This window comes from Apibacter adventoris, from assembly GCF_002964975.1.
Classification (GTDB): domain Bacteria; phylum Bacteroidota; class Bacteroidia; order Flavobacteriales; family Weeksellaceae; genus Apibacter; species Apibacter adventoris.
The window spans coordinates 30,600-48,055 of record NZ_PSZM01000043.1; the positions used below are offsets into that span (position 1 = coordinate 30,600).

20 protein-coding genes and 4 tRNA genes are annotated in these 17,456 nt (G+C 29.4%); 8 read left to right on the top strand and 16 right to left on the bottom strand.

Annotation, left to right across the window (positions count from 1 at the left end):
* Positions 1-516: 516 nt before the first annotated feature.
* From C4S77_RS08930 to pdxS, 3 genes are all read right to left on the bottom strand, one after another.
* On the bottom strand, positions 517-1,539 hold the full coding sequence (locus tag C4S77_RS08930; protein WP_105247251.1) for an XAC2610-related protein: 1,023 nt from the start codon (positions 1,537-1,539) through the stop codon (positions 517-519).
* A gap of 10 nt (positions 1,540-1,549) precedes the next feature.
* On the bottom strand, positions 1,550-2,119 hold the full coding sequence (pdxT, locus tag C4S77_RS08935) for a pyridoxal 5'-phosphate synthase glutaminase subunit PdxT (protein WP_105247252.1): 570 nt from the start codon (positions 2,117-2,119) through the stop codon (positions 1,550-1,552).
* Positions 2,120-2,191: 72 nt separating this feature from the next.
* Positions 2,192-3,067 carry a pyridoxal 5'-phosphate synthase lyase subunit PdxS gene (pdxS, locus tag C4S77_RS08940; RefSeq protein ID WP_105192505.1) on the bottom strand — a complete coding sequence of 292 codons (876 nt, stop codon included), beginning with the start codon at positions 3,065-3,067 and terminating at the stop codon, positions 2,192-2,194.
* A 172-nt stretch (positions 3,068-3,239) separates the two neighbouring features.
* Between pdxS and C4S77_RS08945 the strand changes: the two genes are divergently transcribed.
* The 4 genes from C4S77_RS08945 (at position 3,240) to C4S77_RS08960 (ending at position 5,678) form a co-directional block, all read left to right on the top strand.
* Positions 3,240-3,950: an LOG family protein gene (locus C4S77_RS08945; protein WP_105247253.1), complete on the top strand. Its 711-nt coding sequence runs from the start codon at positions 3,240-3,242 to the stop codon at positions 3,948-3,950.
* A gap of 66 nt (positions 3,951-4,016) precedes the next feature.
* A complete protein-coding gene (locus C4S77_RS08950) occupies positions 4,017-4,490 on the top strand; it encodes a DUF6702 family protein (protein ID WP_146106085.1) in 474 nt (157 codons plus the stop codon).
* A gap of 27 nt (positions 4,491-4,517) precedes the next feature.
* Entirely contained in the window at positions 4,518-4,982 is a 465-nt protein-coding gene (locus C4S77_RS08955) for a lipocalin family protein (RefSeq protein ID WP_105247255.1), read from the top strand.
* A 9-nt stretch (positions 4,983-4,991) separates the two neighbouring features.
* Positions 4,992-5,678 carry an OmpA family protein gene (locus tag C4S77_RS08960; RefSeq protein ID WP_105247256.1) on the top strand — a complete coding sequence of 229 codons (687 nt, stop codon included), beginning with the start codon at positions 4,992-4,994 and terminating at the stop codon, positions 5,676-5,678.
* Positions 5,679-5,728: 50 nt separating this feature from the next.
* Here the strand turns inward: C4S77_RS08960 and C4S77_RS08965 are convergent, their stop codons facing one another.
* The 3 genes from C4S77_RS08965 to C4S77_RS08975 all read right to left on the bottom strand — a co-directional run bounded on the left by C4S77_RS08965 (position 5,729) and on the right by C4S77_RS08975 (position 7,112).
* A complete protein-coding gene (locus tag C4S77_RS08965; protein WP_105247257.1) occupies positions 5,729-6,073 on the bottom strand; it encodes a hypothetical protein in 345 nt (114 codons plus the stop codon).
* A gap of 322 nt (positions 6,074-6,395) precedes the next feature.
* A tRNA-Leu gene (locus tag C4S77_RS08970) sits at positions 6,396-6,479 on the bottom strand.
* 285 nt (positions 6,480-6,764) lie between these two features.
* Positions 6,765-7,112, bottom strand: coding sequence for a winged helix-turn-helix transcriptional regulator (locus tag C4S77_RS08975; RefSeq protein ID WP_105192494.1), 348 nt, complete (start codon positions 7,110-7,112; stop codon positions 6,765-6,767).
* Positions 7,113-7,238: 126 nt separating this feature from the next.
* Between C4S77_RS08975 and C4S77_RS08980 the strand changes: the two genes are divergently transcribed.
* Positions 7,239-8,297, top strand: coding sequence for a zinc-dependent alcohol dehydrogenase family protein (locus C4S77_RS08980; RefSeq protein ID WP_105247258.1), 1,059 nt, complete (start codon positions 7,239-7,241; stop codon positions 8,295-8,297).
* Between the two features lie 159 nt (positions 8,298-8,456).
* Here C4S77_RS08980 and C4S77_RS08985 read toward each other — a convergent pair.
* The 6 genes from C4S77_RS08985 to C4S77_RS09010 form a co-directional block, all read right to left on the bottom strand.
* Positions 8,457-8,529 (bottom strand) — tRNA-Lys (locus tag C4S77_RS08985).
* Positions 8,530-9,075: 546 nt separating this feature from the next.
* Complete coding sequence (locus C4S77_RS08990) at positions 9,076-9,633, bottom strand: HXXEE domain-containing protein (RefSeq protein WP_181042862.1); 558 nt, start codon at positions 9,631-9,633, stop codon at positions 9,076-9,078.
* Positions 9,634-9,739: 106 nt separating this feature from the next.
* Complete coding sequence (locus C4S77_RS08995; protein ID WP_221405116.1) at positions 9,740-10,273, bottom strand: HXXEE domain-containing protein; 534 nt, start codon at positions 10,271-10,273, stop codon at positions 9,740-9,742.
* A gap of 233 nt (positions 10,274-10,506) precedes the next feature.
* Positions 10,507-11,055, bottom strand: coding sequence for a Crp/Fnr family transcriptional regulator (locus C4S77_RS09000; RefSeq protein WP_146106086.1), 549 nt, complete (start codon positions 11,053-11,055; stop codon positions 10,507-10,509).
* A gap of 822 nt (positions 11,056-11,877) precedes the next feature.
* Positions 11,878-11,950, bottom strand: a tRNA-Lys gene (locus C4S77_RS09005).
* A 42-nt stretch (positions 11,951-11,992) separates the two neighbouring features.
* Positions 11,993-12,065, bottom strand: a tRNA-Lys gene (locus tag C4S77_RS09010).
* Positions 12,066-12,185: 120 nt separating this feature from the next.
* Here C4S77_RS09010 and C4S77_RS09015 point away from each other — a divergent pair.
* Entirely contained in the window at positions 12,186-12,701 is a 516-nt protein-coding gene (locus C4S77_RS09015) for a shikimate kinase (RefSeq protein ID WP_105247262.1), read from the top strand.
* Positions 12,702-12,709: 8 nt separating this feature from the next.
* On the opposite strand, the gene C4S77_RS09020 is transcribed toward C4S77_RS09015, so the two are convergent.
* Complete coding sequence (locus tag C4S77_RS09020) at positions 12,710-13,099, bottom strand: RNA-binding S4 domain-containing protein (protein WP_105247263.1); 390 nt, start codon at positions 13,097-13,099, stop codon at positions 12,710-12,712.
* Between the two features lie 73 nt (positions 13,100-13,172).
* Here C4S77_RS09020 and C4S77_RS09025 point away from each other — a divergent pair, with 73 nt between their 5' ends.
* Positions 13,173-13,868 (top strand): hypothetical protein, encoded by a 696-nt coding sequence (locus tag C4S77_RS09025; RefSeq protein ID WP_105192480.1) that lies wholly within the window; start codon positions 13,173-13,175, stop codon positions 13,866-13,868.
* A gap of 188 nt (positions 13,869-14,056) precedes the next feature.
* A complete protein-coding gene (locus tag C4S77_RS09030) occupies positions 14,057-14,641 on the top strand; it encodes an outer membrane beta-barrel protein (protein WP_181042863.1) in 585 nt (194 codons plus the stop codon).
* Between the two features lie 53 nt (positions 14,642-14,694).
* Here C4S77_RS09030 and C4S77_RS09035 read toward each other — a convergent pair whose 3' ends face one another.
* The 3 genes from C4S77_RS09035 to C4S77_RS09045 form a co-directional block, all read right to left on the bottom strand.
* Positions 14,695-15,255, bottom strand: a complete 561-nt coding sequence (locus C4S77_RS09035) for a 1-acyl-sn-glycerol-3-phosphate acyltransferase (RefSeq protein WP_105247265.1) — start codon at positions 15,253-15,255, stop codon at positions 14,695-14,697.
* Positions 15,256-15,441: 186 nt separating this feature from the next.
* A complete protein-coding gene (locus C4S77_RS09040; protein ID WP_105247266.1) occupies positions 15,442-17,070 on the bottom strand; it encodes a PspC domain-containing protein in 1,629 nt (542 codons plus the stop codon).
* Positions 17,071-17,078: 8 nt separating this feature from the next.
* Entirely contained in the window at positions 17,079-17,408 is a 330-nt protein-coding gene (locus C4S77_RS09045; protein WP_105247267.1) for a PadR family transcriptional regulator, read from the bottom strand.
* Between the last annotated feature and the right edge of the window lie 48 nt (positions 17,409-17,456).

A 17,456-nucleotide genomic window follows, 5' to 3' on the forward strand; every position in this document is an offset into this window, starting at 1 on the left:
TTTTATCTATAAAAAAAACGTTCTTTCTTTCTATTATTTCTTATTCCAGTTCTCTTTTTCAGACAGAAATATGATGTCATTCCCGCTCCTCCAACAAATTTTATAAATGAAAATACTATTTTTGATGGAAATACAGAAGTGGAAGCTCAATATTTTGAAGGAATAGCAGCTTTAAGAAATTTTATTGCAAAACACATAAAATACCCTGAAACCGCAATTAATAAAAGAACTGAAGGCCGCTTTTTAATTAAATTTGTGGTGGAAAAAGACTGAACTATTTCTAATCCTACAATAATTGAAGATATTGGTGATGGTTGTGGCGAAGAGGCTATAAGAGTAATAAAACTTACTTCCGGAAAATGGAAAGCCGCCCAAGTAAACGGAATGCCTGTAAAATCTGTATATAGATTTCCTGTTTTTTTAGAATACCATAAGGATATTAGCCTGTAAGCTGAAAAAATTTAAATTAATATAAAATATTTGTACTTATAAAAGTACATTTTGTATAGTACAAAATTATTTTATAACAACATTATCTAAATTTATTTCCAATAATTTCTTTAAACTCCCTTGTTGGGTAGCTTTATTACCTTTCCAGTTATAAGTTTTCCCATCTATATTAATCAAAATTCCTATCTCTTTATCCTTATCATAAATCTGGTATTCGGCATCTTTATTTTTAAAACTTACAACATTTTCAGATGCACTATAAATAAAATCCGGATTTTGATATATGGTTTCTATCGGATATGAAAATTCTACTACATCATTTTCTTTTAAAATAGCATAATTTAGCGTACGATTGTTTATATTGAACAAAATCAATTGTTTATTGTTTTTGTTTATGGTAAAAGATAAAAAGCTCTTAATGCTTTCATCTTTTTTATCCATAACTGTTTCTGATGACTCGAGCATTTTTCCATTTTTCCTCTCTTTAATGGTACTGGTGTAAAAAGGGATTTTAAAAGCATCTTCTTCAACAATTTTCACAGCTACGGGTTGATTATTTTCTATAACAAATTCCGAAAACTGATGCCAGCAACAGCCGCTCTTAGTCATTGTATAAATCTTTTTTTCTTCCTTGTTATAAGAAAACATTCCACAATATTCTTGTGCCAGCCTTGTAAATTTTTTATTGTGTATAAATCCATTTTTTGTTCCCAGATAAATCTGATATGATGGTCCGTGATAACAACTATTTTGCCCATCCTGTAAAGCCAGATCGGAAATACCGTCAAAGTTGAAATCATCATAAATCAAAAGACTTTGTTCTCCATAAGGTAATTGTAATATATTTGCTTTAATATTCCCTTCTGTTGTAAAATCGGGAGCTAATTCTTCGGATTCTACTTTAACTAATTCTTTTCCTGTTTTTTTGTTGTATACAGTAATTACTCCAGGAGTAAACACCTCAGAAGAATCCTGAACAGAAACTTTGGCATAATATTTTTCTGAAAAGTTCTGAACTTCAAAAACCTGTTGAGAATACCCTAAAGTAAAAAAGATAAAAAACAGCCAACTATAAATTCTTTTTATCATAGCTTTTTTATTATTTTTTGTTTATAAAGCTTTCTATAAAATACTTATGTACTGAATTGGATTGAGTGAGTTCCGGATGAAATGAGGTTACTAATATATTTTTTTCTTTTGCTGCCACTATATGTCCTTCAACCTCTGATAAAATTTCTACTTCTTTTCCTGTTGTTGTAATATATGGAGCACGGATAAAGGTCATAGGGATTTTACCAATCCCCTTAAACTCTGCTTCTGTAAAAAAACTCCCCAACTGCCTGCCATAAGCATTCCTTTTAGCTGTAATATCCATTATTCCCAAATGAGATTGACCTTTCTCTACATTTTTAGCAAGTAAAATTAATCCTGCACAAGTTCCAAAAGCAGGAAGTCCTTCTATAATTTTATATCTTAAATCTTCAAACATATCTAAATCTCTCAATAACTTGCCTATAGTAGTACTTTCTCCTCCAGGTAAAATAATACCGTTCATATTTTTTAATAAGTCTTTTTTCTGGCGGATTTCAAATGTTTTTACTCCTATTCCCTCCAATATTTTTCTATGCTCAATAAAAGCTCCCTGTAAAGCCAAAACGCCTATTTTCATATTTATTTCTTATTTAAAAGGTCATTTTGAAAAAAATTTCAAAATGACCTTAAAATTATTTTATTTATATTTTTATTTTCCTCTCTCAGCCATTAATAATTCAATCTCAGCTTCATTTATTCCTACCATTGCTTCTCCTAAATCTTCGGAAATTTCCAATAATACTTTCGGATCATTAAAATTGGTAACTGCTTTTACTATCGCTTGAGCTCTTTTTTCAGGATCTCCCGATTTAAAAATCCCGGAACCGACAAATACTCCCTCAGCCCCTAACTGCATCATTAAAGCTGCATCTGCCGGGGTTGCCACTCCACCTGCAGCAAAATTTACTACCGGTAATTTTCCATTTTCGTGTACATATTTTACTAAATCGTAAGGTACCTGTAGTTCTTTTGCTTCATTAAACAATTCATCTTCCTGCATGCCTTGTATTTTTCTTATCTCTTCGTTCATAGCTCTTAGATGCCTAACAGCCTGTACCACATCGCCTGTTCCTGGCTCTCCTTTGGAACGGATCATTGAAGCTCCTTCCTGTATTCTCCTCAATGCCTCTCCTAAATTTTTAGCTCCACAAACGAAGGGAACCTGAAATTTAGTTTTATTTACATGATATTTATCATCTGCAGGAGTTAGAACTTCACTTTCATCTATATAGTCAATTTCTAACGCTTCTAAAATCTGAGCTTCGACAAAATGTCCGATTCTGATTTTAGCCATCACAGGAATACTTACTGCTTTTTGTATACCTTTAATCATCTTAGGATCACTCATCCGAGAAACCCCTCCTACTGCTCTTATATCTGCCGGAATTCTTTCTAATGCCATTACTGCTGCAGCACCAGCAGCTTCTGCTATTTTTGCTTGTTCGGGAGTAGATACATCCATAATTACTCCCCCTTTTAGCATTTGTGCTAAATTTTTATTCAGCTCATATCTGTTATTTTCCATTTTTCAAAATATTGTTATTTTTCTTTTACAAAAATATCACAAAAAAAACTTTTAACGGATCATTATTCCTTTAACTCTATTTTTTTCATTATTTAATTTAAATGTACAACTATAATAAATAGGGCTAGTAAAAAATTATGCTGTATTTTTGTAATATTAATATATATTTAAAATGGACAGTTTAGACGAACAAATAATAACTAATAGTTTTAAACAAAAAAACTGGAATGAAATTAAAACAAAAGACAGTTGGATGTTATTTAAAATCATGGCTGAGTTTACTACCGGATTTGAAACGATGACTAAAATAGGACCTTGCGTATCTATCTTTGGTTCAGCAAGAACTCAACCCAATACAAAATATTATAATATTACGGAAGAAATTTCTTATAAGCTCACAAAAATAGGTTTCGGAATAATTACTGGAGGTGGACCCGGAATTATGGAGGCAGGAAACAAAGGGGCACAATCTGCCGGAGGAAAATCTATAGGTCTTAACATAGAATTACCTTTTGAAACCGGAAGCAATGCTTTTGTAGACCAAAGGCTGAGTATGTCATTTAACTATTTTTTTGTAAGGAAAGTCATGTTTTTAAAATATTCTCAAGGGTTTGTTGTGATGCCCGGAGGATTCGGAACTTTGGATGAACTGTTTGAAGCTTTAACATTAATACAAACTCATAAAACAGGCAAATTCCCAATAATTTTGGTCGGTAAAGATTACTGGAAAGGTTTGATTGACTGGATGAAAGGTGCTATGTCTGAAGAACATTACATAAATGATCTTGATTTTAATATTTTTAAATTAGTAGATACCTCCGATGAAGTGGTAGATTATATACAATCTTTTTATGATAAATACAGTATAAAACAAAATTTTTAAAACATGTATTTGGCATTAAATTTGTCTTTTCTATAAATGGAACTAGTAAATAAATAATATATGACAATGAAAAAAAATATATTTTTAATATTTTCTATATTTTTTTTAATTTTTTATGCTTTTTGTTCAAGTGATTTTTATACTTCTATTACTAAAGTAGAATATGTATCTACAAATAAAAGTTTAAGAATTTCTTCTAAAGTAAATGCTGATCATTTACAACAAGCTTTAGGTAAAAAAATTGATGAAAGTGGTTTTGACACTGCTTTGAACAGATATATTCAAAGTAACATTAAAATTAGCGTAAACGATATACCTGTTAGTTTTACCTATTCTTCTAAAAACCATGACGGAAGTGTTATATGGATTTATTATGAAGTCTCTAATGTTAGTGATAATATTTCTTCTATAACTCTAAGAAATAATTTATTAATCGATAAATTTCCTGATCAGCAAAATTTCAATAATTTTATTATAAACGGACAAAAAAAAACCTTGGTTTGTAAAAAAGGAAATGAAACGGGGAAAATAAATTTTTAATTCAACTTATAAATTAAAAAACAGAATATGAAAAAGATTATTTTTTTAGGAATACTTAGTTTATTCTTAGTTTATTCTTGTAAAACGACTATAGACAGATCTTCTCAAAGACAATTAATCGGAACATGGAATTTGGATAAGGTTACTTATTCTGATAATTTTGTAAAAGTTAAAGCTTTTGATGAATATGATGCTCAATGTTTAAAAAACAGTACCTGGTATTTCGTTTCTAACAATAATACAGGTAATTTTACTCTTCCTGGAGGAAATGATTGCCCTAGTTACACACAAAAATTTACTTGGTATATAGACCCTCAGGGAATGTTAGGCTTAAAATTAATCAATGAAGGTGAAAGAGCAAGAAAAGTAACTACTGGTACTATTTACCAGGTGCAAAATATTTCTGACACGGAATTCAATTTAAACCAAGTGATAAGTGGCGTAAAAATTACTTATCATTTTTCTCAATTATCTAAAGGAAAACTAAAATAATTATAATTTATGAAAACAATTTATACTAAATCATGTGCTATTATACTAGCTGCTTGCCTATTTATAGTTTCATGTAATACTAATAATACACAAAAAGGAGCAGGTTTAGGAGCCATAGCCGGAGGTGTATTAGGAGCTGTAATTGGAAACAATGTAGGCGATAAAAATAATGCAGCTTTAGGGGCCTTAATCGGTGCTGCAGTGGGAGGTACTACAGGAGGGCTTATAGGAAATAAAATGGATAAACAAGCTCGTGAGATTCAACAAAGTATTCCCGGTGCCAGTGTAGAACGTGTAGGTGAAGGTATTAAAGTAGTTTTAAATGAAAATGCTGTTCGTTTTGATTTTGATAAATCAACTTTAACTCCTTCTGCACAACAAAATTTGGATAAGATTATCAATATTTTCAAAGAATATCCAGATACTAATATTGGTATTTACGGATATACAGATTCAAAAGGAGCAGATCAATACAATTTAAATTTATCTGATAAAAGAGCTCAAAGTGTAGCTTCTTACATGACAGCACACGGAATAAGTTCTTCACGTTTAACCACTAAAGGTTTTGGAAAATCTGATCCTATAGGGGATAACAATACAGATGCCGGAAGAGCCTTGAATAGAAGAGTTGAATTTTCTATTATAGCTAACCAGAAAATGATCGATGAAGCTAAAAAACAATCTGGAGAACAATAGTCATTTATTTCAATAACAATAAAAAAAGAGGGTTTATCTACCCTCTTTTTTTATTCTAATAATTTTTCATCAATAAAATATTGAACTATAGCTTTTTTCATTAACAATGTTTGTTCATTAGGTTTTAGAGGGGGCAAATCTTCTATTAGTTCATAATGAGGCCAATTATCTTCATCATATCTATCAAAACGATAATAACCAAAAGGTTCCAATAAACGACATACAGCAATATGCATCAAATTCATTTTTTCATCCTTCTTATATTTCTTATACCCAAAACCTAACTCTTGCAAACCTATTAAAAAAATCATTGTATTTAAATCAGGAATTTCACCATTAGTAAATTTATCTTTAAAAAATATTTCAATCAATTCCCATATGCGAGTTTCATCCATTTATATATTATTTAATTTGAAATATGTTTCAAATTTATAATAAAAATTATTGAAAAAAATTATTTTTTGTTCGCTTTACATCTCGTCTGCATAACAACTTTTGATTCTGGTTTTATAAAAAAACTGATATTTTATTAAATATTTCGACTTAATAATGAAATAAATAAATCTTAGTTGTGTTTTAAAATTCCTATTTATTAACTATATATACTAAATACAAAGCGATTCAAATTAAAAGGAAGGTTACATAATTTGTGAAAATATAATGTATATATGGATAAAAGAAATAATTTTTATATAAAATTTTATATATAAAAATGTGTACTCACGACCGGATTTGAACCGGCACATCCTTACGGACACCACCCCCTCAAGATGGCGTGTCTACCAATTCCACCACGTGAGTTTTTTATTTTTTTACTAATATTAATTTTTCTTTTTATCCAAAATTACATTATCTAAAAACATATATTTCTTTAAAAGAAATTGATTTATAAAAGAACTTAATCGATTTTCAATCCAAAGATATAAAAAATCTTTTTTTAGGGAAAGAGCTTTAAAGTAAATATTTTTATGATTGCTAAAATCAATGCAAACTTTATAATATTTGATATCTCATTACATTATTCCTACAAAAGTAATTTAAAAGAAAGAAAGAACAGGACAATAAAGAATACAGTAATTACTAATACTACCCTAATATCTCTTTACGATGAAATATTCCCCACTCTTTCAGTTCATTAATAACTTTACATAGCGTATGCCCATGGTCCGTTAATGAATATTCTACTGAGGGAGGAAAAGTCTCTAAAACTTTACGGTCTATAAGTTTATCACTTTCAAGTTCCTTAAGGTCTTTCGACAAACTCTTATCTGTTAGCCCCGGTATATCCCTTATTATCTCTTTAAAACGTTTACTTTCGTAAAATAAAGAAATTATAATAGGAATTTTCCATTTACCTTGCAATACATCTAAAGCATCCCTTACGGGAATCATTATATGTTGGCAATCATAACTTTTTATTTCTTTTCCCATCATTTTTAAATTAAAAAAATTTATAGCATCTTACTTTCTTTAAGGTTAGTGCTTTCTCAGATGAAAGTAACACATTTTCTATAGTTAATATAATTATTTTTACAAATATATAATTTAATATGTACCTATATGAAAAGATGGATTTTGAGAAAAAATGCAAAAAGTATAGACGACCTCATTCAAGAAGAGGTAGCCATACCTGAACCTAAAACAGGAGAAGTACGAATAAAAAATTTTGCTGTATCACTCAACTTTCGCGACATAGTTGTAATGAAAGGAACAAAAGGCATGAGTATAACACGAGACATCATCCCATGCTCAGATGGAGCCGGAGAAATTGATGCTTTGGGTGATGGTGTGAAAAATTGGAAAGTTGGAGACAAAGTCGTCACCCAATGTTATCGAGGCTGGACAGATGGTAAAATAACTGCAAACATTGATTTAGGTTTGGGATCTAATGAGGTAGATGGAACCTTAGCTGAATTTTTTATTGTTAAATCGGATCAGATAATTAGTGCGCCCAAAACACTAAACTATTTAGAATCTTCTACCCTTCCCTGTGCAGGGACTACTGCTTGGTCGGCTATCCAAGGTAATCGTCCCTATCTTTTTCCATTACAAAAAGGAGAAAAAGTGTTAATATTGGGTACAGGTGGAGTTTCTACTATGGTCATGGCTATTGCTGTAGGGGCAGGAGCGCAGGTATATTGCACAACCAGTCAAGAAAATAAAATTGAAACACTAAAATCGATGGGAATAAAAGATGTAATCAATTACCGTTTAGATAAACATTGGGGAGACACTATATATAAAAAAACACAGGGTGTCGACCTTGTAGTTAATACAGTTGGCTTAGCGGCAATTAACTCATCCATTAGGGCTCTGAATTTCGGAGGAAGAATGTCTATGGTCGGGGCAATGGACGATACAACTGAGGCATTTACCGAATCCTATCTGATGATGAGAAAAAATAATATCCTTTTTGGGGTTCTCACTGCCAGCACCGAGGCTTTTAAAGATTATATTCATTTCCTTGATGAGAAAAAAATAAAACCTTATATACAACAAATTTATGATTTTAACAACGCAAAAGAAGCTTTTAAAACAGCATCCTATTCTAAAAACTTAGGTAAAATTGTAATTCGGATCAAATCAACTATAAAAAATAATATTATGCATCAGCGATAAGCCTATATAGTTGATACCTGGTCCTTTCAAATACCTGTTATTTTAATTTTGCATAAGATATTACTTATCAATCTACTCATTAATGATACTGTATTGAAAATAATAATATCAGAATGTAAAAAAAGGATTACGCAAATTTGTAATCCTTCTATTTTGGAGTGACTCCGAAGGGGGTCGAACCCTTGACCCACTGATTAAGAGTCAGTTGCTCTACCAACTGAGCTACGGAGCCGTAAAAATAAATAGTCTAGATATTAAACTCAAACCATAGTTAGTATCCTAAGCTGATTTTATATCCTAATTAAATAAATAATAACAAATTTTTAAATACCTCCTTTCCAAATTTATGAAGGCTAATCTGTCCTTTTTAGACAGTTTTCTATTTGTATATTTTTAATATGTGCAAATATATAAATTCTCAACTCAAATTGATTAACTTTATGTAATAAATTTAAGCTTTTAATATATCTTTACAAATGTTATGATAGGATTAAATATACTTGAATACCTAGATTAGGGTAAAAGTATGACTCATTTATTGCGATGAAAAGAAATTCTTTATTTGCAGTAATGATAACACACTTCAAACAAGACTTTTCAAAAACTGTAGATTATTCAATTTTAGTATTATTCAAATTGAATTGTTAAGTAAAGTATACGAAAACTTTCTTTTCAAAACTGATGTAGAGCTGTGAAGTGGTAAATTAATATCTAAATACAGGCTGTACAAAAGTTAATATAGTTTGAGAATAAATAGGTGGAATATATATTAAAATACTTATTTACGTGGTTCTTTAAATCGGTTCATTTCATCTTTAGAAAATGCGTAAGGTGAATTTATATCTTCAAAAGTCTTACTGATGATGATTCGCACACCTACTATATACCATACTATCATAATCAAAGTACCTAGTACCCAATCCCATATAGTCACCATATCGTTTATAACAATATAATGAACATAAACAATCATTATCGGTACATGTCCAAGCAGAACGGCTGCTAAACCGGCATTATAAAACCTTTTTAAAAGTATGTTATTATAAATACCATGCATAATCAGTTGAGCAACCCCTCCAAAAAGTATAGGGGCTAGTCCGAACCAGATGGCATTAGGCCAAATTATAGGTGGCACATACAGCACTATGGCTGAAAGCCAATTTGTCATTAGTGCCGACATTCTATTTAATGGATAACGATCGGGAGCAGGACTGTTCTTCATGGCAAACATGGTGTTTGCAAATTTAGGAAATCCACCAGGAAGTCTGAATTCTTCGAAAACATGTAGGTTAATAACTGCAAAATTGAGTACAGCAAGCCCTTGCAAAAGGGACATATCTTTCCAAAAAATAATGGTTATAAATAGCACTATTACTCCGACTATACCATTGATATTGTACCAATTTTTTAATAAAAATTTCATAATATTTCAGTTTTTAAGGTTATTTATTTTTTGAAAAGGAAGCAAACTTTTGTACTTTATTACTCATTTCAACCTGCCATTCAGATATAGGATAAAGTGTATCTTTATTTTTGAGAAATTGTACAGGCAAAATGGTTGTTAATAAAGTCATGAAAATAAAGGCTATTGCTCCGAAAAACCAATCCCAATCATTGACAAGTTTATTATTTATAATGAAAACCATGTAATAGATGCTTATCGGAACAAACAGAAATACAACAGATGCCAGCCCCGGATTATACCAAGTCTTCATGCTTTTGTTCATCTGAATACCATGCCCGATGAGCTGAAACAGATTGAAGAACATTGTACCTAATCCCAGCCAGATAGCTTGCGGGAAAATAATAGCGGCAATATAAATCAAATAAGCTAGATTATTTACAATCATAGCTGATTGCATGTTGCCGGGATAGCATCTATAATCTGTTTTCTCTCCAAAGTTTCCTCTGTTTATGACTACAGGCCCACCGCCCGGAAATACATATTCTTCGAACTGGTGAACAAGTAATGCCATAAAGCTGTACATCAGGATTGTTTGTATCGGGTTTAACAAACTATATCCAAAAAATCCTATAAAAAACGACAAGGCGATAAATACGATAATTGTTAGTTTGTACCAATTGTTAATGTAGAATTTCATAACGGTTAATTTTATATTACGTTTATTGTTTAATTCTGTAATACAAAATTAGAGTCAGGAAATGAGAATTGTCTTAAATTAATTTAAGAAAGAATGAAATCGAAAAATTATTTCTCAGCGATTTTACGTTTCAGATTGCTTAACCAGATAGGTGTAACCCCCATGAAATTAGCAATATCCTTCGACCGGAATCTTTGGAATAAAAAACCATATCTCTTCAGCAGCCAGCACAAGAAATCTTCACTGGAAAGTCCTAATAAATGATTCTGAATTTGATTCACATTCGAAAGGTATTGAATGCTAGTTTGAAAAACAAAACGTGCAAATGCATGGTCTTTATTTATCCATTTCAGCCCGAAAGAACTGTCCAGTTCCAATACAGTCATATCTTCGTTTGATTTTAGTAGAAAAGTAACTAGTGAATCTTTGCTATCAATATACATATTCCCGACCATAGGCATAAAATCTTCGGTGTGAAACATAACTGCTCTTTCTTCTCCGTTTGGATTTATAATAAAACGAATACAACTTCCTTTTATAGTATAATAAATCTTTTGCTGTTTCTCGCCTTCGTAAACAAAAGTTGCTCCTTTCGGCAATTCAAATATATTTCCATCTTCAAGCAAAGATTCTTTAAATAACGGATCGATATCCATCGGTAATCGCCGGACAAATTCATTAATTAACTTTTTTGTATCCATTATTTTGTTGATTTTCACTAATTATCAAATATAGAAAATATAGAGCAGTTTAAGTATTTATCGGCAATTTTTTGCTTATTTTTTTGTCCGCTCAAGCTCATTGAAAAAAGAAACGGATTCAAGATTGAGTCTGTTAACTTACTTTTATTTATTATGTTCTATTAAGTGTTTCAGTATTATTTTTTTTATCAGTTTCAATTCCTAATAAGATATTCTAGATCTATTCGGATAATACATAACCATGTTTGTGTAAATGGTTATGATAAAGTTCAATTATTTTTACTTTGTGGGCTTTCAGAATCTGATTGGTATTATTCGCTTCCTATCCTAGTCTAATGCTACTTCCCCATTTACTGTTCCACTGTTTTGGGGAGACTGTTATTCTGATATTAAATTGTACCTTGTCTAACATTTATAGTAATTCGTCACATAAACGAAATTAAACCTTTGCCGCCTTTTCTGGTTTTGTGCAAATAAAATAAAACTGAAAAATATTGCTTTCATAATCTTTTTGTTTTTGGCATGTGAAATTAAATTTTGCATAACAAAACACGGGAGACATTTCGCTACTAATTTGCAACAAATTAACAACTTACATTCTAATTGGATACTATTTCAATTACTCTTTGGTAGACGTCGAATTACAGTTGTATGATTACATCAACCTGCTACTTGTTCCAAAATAGGGAAATTAAAAAATCCCCTAAAATAGTCATTTAGAGGATTTTGTTTTTCTTTTATTGCCAGAATTGTGTTTGTATGTTTCTGACCTTTCAGTGACCTGGCTGGGGCTCGAACCCAGGACCCCAACATTAAAAGTGTTGTGCTCTACCAACTGAGCTACCAGGTCTTTAAACAATTTTAATTAATATTTACATTATTAAATATTCAGTGACCTGGCTGGGGCTCGAACCCAGGACCCCAACATTAAAAGTGTTGTGCTCTACCAACTGAGCTACCAGGTCTTTAAACAATTTTAATTAATACATATTGTATTTCTTTTTGCGAGTGCAAATATAACTACTTTTTTTTTCTCTCCAAATATTCTAACAAAAAATCTCATATTTGTATAAATATTTTATGTTATGATTATTACTTTAATAGGATATATGGGATGTGGAAAATCTACTATTGGAAAAAAATTATCTGAATATTTCAACTGTAAATCTATTGATCTTGATGAATTTATCATTTCTCAAGAAAAAACTACAATTAAAGAAATTTTTTCAGAAAAAGGTGAAATTTATTTTAGAAAAAAAGAAAATTTATATTTAAAAAAAATTCTTGAAAAAAAGAATTTTATATTAAGTTTAGGCGGAGGTACCCCCGCTTATTATAATAATATGGATTTAATTAATGACAAAAGCCTATCTTTTTATTTAAAAATGCCTCCGATTGAATTAGCAAGCAGATTAATTCATGAAAAAGACCATAGACCTATTATTGCTCATTTGAAAAATGAAGAGATAAAAGAATTTATATCCCGGCACCTTTATGAACGTTCTTTTTATTATGAAAAAGCTCAATATAAAATAACCTGCAATCAAAAATCTATTGAAGATATATGTAATGAAATTATCACAATTACTAAAAATTTATAAATCAAAGTTTACTCTTCTTCCCCATTTGGGGAATCAGAAGAAATATAATCTTCCAGATCTCGCCTGTCTTTCTTAGTTGGACGACCTAGCCCTTTTTGTCTATAATAGTTTTGTTCTTGATTTCTTGTTTTTAATTTTTCAATCTGTTCTGTATCTGTTAAATCTTTACTATATAAAGATACTAATTTAGCCCCTAAACGGTTTGATGGGATTTGTAATACTTCAATCTTATATTCAATCTGATTTTTTTTTATTGTGTAAATTTCTCCTATATTAACTTCTTTCGAGGGTTTTAAAGCATTATCTCCCATCCATATTCTATTTTTTTTACATTCTTCCGTAGCTAAGGCTCGGGTTTTATAAAAGCGTATACACCATAAAAATTTATCTATTCTCATTTATAAACTATTTAAATAATTTATTTTTAAATTAAATTGTAAATTAGCGCCTAATTTAATTCATTTTATCCACATGATTAAAAAATTTGTTTTACTTATATCTTTTTTTAGTTTTTTTACTTTTATAATTTCTTGTAGCAGTGATGATAATGATGTGAAATCTCTAACTATTGATGAACAAAATGCAGCAGATGATCTAGCTATAAAAAATTTTTTAAATAATTATTATTTTGATGATTTAGGAAAAGTGGTGAAATTTTCTGAAAGTGTAACTTCAAATGATAAAGATGCATTAATTAAAAATGCCATTCAGGACCCTTCGGGATTTTGGTATGTAATTAATCCTAAAGCACCCGTCAAAAATGGACTAAATCCGGATGGTAAAAACAATATACTTATTCATTATAACCTTGCTTATTTTACTGCAACTGAAGGAGGAAATGGGTATTCTAGTTTAACAAATGCTGCCAGTACTATAAATCTGACCGGAATGCCTCAGGAAAATCCTTTCTTTTATAAAAAACCTAAAACAGATACAGTAAAAGCTGAAAATTATTATGTAATACCCAGCTTTATAAAAGGTCTTAACAAGTTCAAACCTACAAATAAAGATAAAAATGCTGTATATGATCAATTACAAGGTGTTATTATTGTTCCTTCTCGTTTAGGGTATGCAAGAAATTCCAATTATCTAAACTTATCTAATGCTACTTTTATTTTAAATTTTGAATTGTATAAAGTATGTGCTGAGGAACAAACTTGTAACTAAATTATTAGATAAGATAACTTTTATCTTTATAAACTATTCATTTTATAAAGATTTCACTACATCTACCTGATAATCAATTATTAACAATATAATTAACATAATTTTATGTTAATAAAATGTTAATTTTTTTTTGTATTTTTTCTATTTCTTTATATATTTGCTACCAATTTAATTTAAAACTTAAAAAAATGAAAAAATTATTTTTAGTAGGAGTTCTAGCTTTAGGAAGCTTATTTGCAAGTGCTCAGGAAAAAGCTGGATTTGATGGACGTTGGTTTCTAGGTGGGGCCATAGGTTATGATCATAAAAAAACTGGAGCTACAGATGTTAAAAATGACAATTTTCGTGTTACCCCTTTAATCGGGTATTTCATTACTCCAACTATAGCTGTAGGAGGTCAAATAGGATATGAATATGGACAAACTAAAGGTTCTAGTATTGATAAAGTAAAGAAAAATACTTTTATTATTCAGCCTTTGGCTAGAAAGTACTGGGGACTAGGAGAAAAATTATATTTCTTCGGACAATTAGACGTTCCTATTGAATTTGGTGATACTAAGGTAACTGGTGCAAGTAAAGATAATTTTGTTGATTGGGGTGTTAACTTTAGACCTGGTTTAGATGTTTTCTTAACTCCAAATTGGTCTGTTGAAACTACAATTGGACGTTTTGGATATGGAACTCATAATCCTGATGGTGCTAAACACGATGATAACTCTGCTTTTGGTATCAATTTAAACGATGTCAATTTAGGAGTTAAATATGTTTTCTAAATTTAACCATTTAAATTATAAAAAAGAGAGTTTTTACAAACTCTCTTTTTTTATTAATATATTTTTGGATTATAATTTTTTGGATATTTAGCCATTTCTGGTTTATAGAAATCTTCTATTTCTTTAAAAACTTCTTCAACAGTCTTACCTTCTATATTTATAATTTTCTTAACTCCGGCTATTTTATTTTTATAGTCTGCATAGGCTAAAACTACGGGTACCTCTGCACTTTTTGCAATATAATAAAATCCTTTTTTCCATTCTTTAGCCCAAGATCGAGTTCCCTCCGGTGTATTAATTAGAGCCATAGAATCTGATTTTTTAATAAGAGATGCCGTATATTCAACTAAATTATTGCGTTGTTTTCTATTTACACCTATACATCCTAAAGATTTAAATATAAATCCATACCAAGGCTTGGTATAATTATCTTTAATCATAATTTTATATGGAATTCCTATAGACCAAAAACAAGCTAAGCAATAATAAAAATCCCAGTTGGAGGTATGCGGGGCACAAATTATAACACTTTTTTTTAAATCTTCAATGGAAAAGTTAGATAAAAGTTTCCAACCTGCAATCCAAAGCATAAATTTTCCTAAATTTTTCTTCATTAATTTTGTATTTAATAATTAAAAGGTTCATTTAAGAATAAAATTTTATTCTTAAATGAACCTTTTACAAATGTATATATTTTTAAATTATTTAATTAAAACTGTTACTAATTAAATATGCCTATAATCCAGTCTATAATCAGAAGAACTACTTTAAAAAGAATCTGTACCATGATGATTATTTTTTTAATCGGAATTAACTATTTCATTACAATTTACGCATTTTAAAGAATCATTGGTAAATTTAAAAATTTTATTTGAATATTTTCCCCTATTATGATAAATATTAATTTTATTTATTGGATTAAGATATATAACTTTTTGTACATTATAGGTTATTTTTATATATTTATTTTCAGGAACATACAATACTAGCTTTATATCTTGATTTCTAAATTTGTTATTTTTTGGAAATGACAAATAAGAGTCTAACATTAATTCTTTATTATTTTTTAATTGATATTTATAATGTATTGCATCTATATTTTTTATAGCATTTAATTCATTATTCCCTTTAGCTATACTTTTTACTTCCAAATAAAAGTTGGAATCTGAGCTTTTCTTTATCTTTAAAGTTTTATTTATTCTTCTTATAACACTATCATTTATAAATTTAACTTGATCGGTATTTATGCCATATATTCCTTCTCCTACTGTAATATAAGTATTATTTGTTTTTCCCTGATAATCTTTCATATCAATACTTAAAGTATCAGATGCAACATTATTCAATACATTTTTTTGAGTCTTTTCTACTGTTTCTCTAAATTGAAATAGGAATAAACTAGCACTTATTAAAATAATTATTATTGATGAAATTAACCATATAACAAACAATGTGATTTTAGCTGTCTTGGAAAATTTAATTATGTTTTTTCCTGTTATCATGTTTAATCCTATAAAAAGAAGAATAAAAGATGGTATTAATAGTATTATTCCTATTAAAAAAACCATAATATATAATTGCCAAGATGAATCGAATATCAAATTTATATATTCGGATGAATTAATTCCGGGAAGAGATAAAGAAAAGGCACAAACGAAATAAGAAATTATAAAAGAAATGCTTATAATTTCAAAAATAATACCTGTAAATATTGCTATAATTTTAATCAATATTTTAAATATAGATTCTAAAAAACCTCCTATTTCATTACTTGCTTTGGAAAAATTATTCTTTATTTTTCCTGTTTGTTCTGAAATTTCATCTTTATCTATATATTTCTTAATAGAATCAAAATTAACCGGCTTTCCTTTCATCTTCAATTTTTCTAAGGTAGTAGTAGCCTTAGGTATTATTATCCATAAAATAATATATATTAAAACCAATGTGTTTGCTACTCTATTAAAATACCAACTGGCAATCAATATTAATAAAACCAATCCTAATCTGAACCATATAGGTTGTATACCAAAAAAATGAGCTAATCCACTACAAACTCCTGCTATTATTTTATCATCTGTATCACGATATAATTGCCGCTGATAAAACTTATCTTTTTCTTTTGATTCTTTTTTCAATTCAAATCCATCTTCTCCTGTTTCTGACTCTGAGTGATATTGTTCAGGAGTTCCCATGATTGAAATTACTTTATCCACATCTTTTTTATCTATCACCTGCCGATAATTACCTAACCACTCTTTGAATAATTCTGCAATTCTTGCTTCTACATCTTTGAGTATTTCTTCTGTATCTTCTTCCTCTGTTTCTAAAGATGATTTTACATCTTCTAAATATCTTTGTAACTTATGAAATGCATCTTCTTCTATAAAAAAAGATAGCCCCCCTAAACTAATTGATACTGATTTATTCATAATTTCATTTATTTGGAGTTAGTTATTATATTCACAGATCGGGTCAAATCTTCCCAGGTTTGAGCTAATTCTTTTAAAAACCCTTCTCCCTTAGGAGTAATTGCATAATATTTCCTTGGAGGTCCTGAAGTAGATTCTTCCCACCTATATGTTAAAAATCCTGCATTTTTAAGTCTGGTTAAAAGTGGATATAATGTTCCTTCCACAACAATAAGTTTACCTTTTTTTAACTCATCAATTAAATCGGAAACATAAGCGTCTCCTCTCCTAATAATACTTAAAATACAATACTCCAGCGCACCTTTCCGCATCTGGGCTTTAATGTTTTCTGTATTCATTTTAATTTATATAATAGATGGTACAGCAAATATATAAATAATATTAAG

Coding starts and splice junctions, on each gene's coding strand:
- C4S77_RS08930 (WP_105247251.1), bottom strand. CDS start 1,539: ATGATAAAAAGAATTTATAGTTGGCTGTTTTTTATCTTTTTTACTTTA.
- pdxT (WP_105247252.1), bottom strand. CDS start 2,119: ATGAAAATAGGCGTTTTGGCTTTACAGGGAGCTTTTATTGAGCATAGA.
- pdxS (WP_105192505.1), bottom strand. CDS start 3,067: ATGGAAAATAACAGATATGAGCTGAATAAAAATTTAGCACAAATGCTA.
- C4S77_RS08945 (WP_105247253.1), top strand. CDS start 3,240: ATGGACAGTTTAGACGAACAAATAATAACTAATAGTTTTAAACAAAAA.
- C4S77_RS08950 (WP_146106085.1), top strand. CDS start 4,017: ATGAAAAAAAATATATTTTTAATATTTTCTATATTTTTTTTAATTTTT.
- C4S77_RS08955 (WP_105247255.1), top strand. CDS start 4,518: ATGAAAAAGATTATTTTTTTAGGAATACTTAGTTTATTCTTAGTTTAT.
- C4S77_RS08960 (WP_105247256.1), top strand. CDS start 4,992: ATGAAAACAATTTATACTAAATCATGTGCTATTATACTAGCTGCTTGC.
- C4S77_RS08965 (WP_105247257.1), bottom strand. CDS start 6,073: ATGGATGAAACTCGCATATGGGAATTGATTGAAATATTTTTTAAAGAT.
- C4S77_RS08975 (WP_105192494.1), bottom strand. CDS start 7,112: ATGATGGGAAAAGAAATAAAAAGTTATGATTGCCAACATATAATGATT.
- C4S77_RS08980 (WP_105247258.1), top strand. CDS start 7,239: ATGAAAAGATGGATTTTGAGAAAAAATGCAAAAAGTATAGACGACCTC.
- C4S77_RS08990 (WP_181042862.1), bottom strand. CDS start 9,633: ATGTCCCTTTTGCAAGGGCTTGCTGTACTCAATTTTGCAGTTATTAAC.
- C4S77_RS08995 (WP_221405116.1), bottom strand. CDS start 10,273: ATGGCATTACTTGTTCACCAGTTCGAAGAATATGTATTTCCGGGCGGT.
- C4S77_RS09000 (WP_146106086.1), bottom strand. CDS start 11,055: ATGGATATCGATCCGTTATTTAAAGAATCTTTGCTTGAAGATGGAAAT.
- C4S77_RS09015 (WP_105247262.1), top strand. CDS start 12,186: ATGATTATTACTTTAATAGGATATATGGGATGTGGAAAATCTACTATT.
- C4S77_RS09020 (WP_105247263.1), bottom strand. CDS start 13,099: ATGAGAATAGATAAATTTTTATGGTGTATACGCTTTTATAAAACCCGA.
- C4S77_RS09025 (WP_105192480.1), top strand. CDS start 13,173: ATGATTAAAAAATTTGTTTTACTTATATCTTTTTTTAGTTTTTTTACT.
- C4S77_RS09030 (WP_181042863.1), top strand. CDS start 14,057: ATGAAAAAATTATTTTTAGTAGGAGTTCTAGCTTTAGGAAGCTTATTT.
- C4S77_RS09035 (WP_105247265.1), bottom strand. CDS start 15,255: ATGAAGAAAAATTTAGGAAAATTTATGCTTTGGATTGCAGGTTGGAAA.
- C4S77_RS09040 (WP_105247266.1), bottom strand. CDS start 17,070: ATGAATAAATCAGTATCAATTAGTTTAGGGGGGCTATCTTTTTTTATA.
- C4S77_RS09045 (WP_105247267.1), bottom strand. CDS start 17,408: ATGAATACAGAAAACATTAAAGCCCAGATGCGGAAAGGTGCGCTGGAG.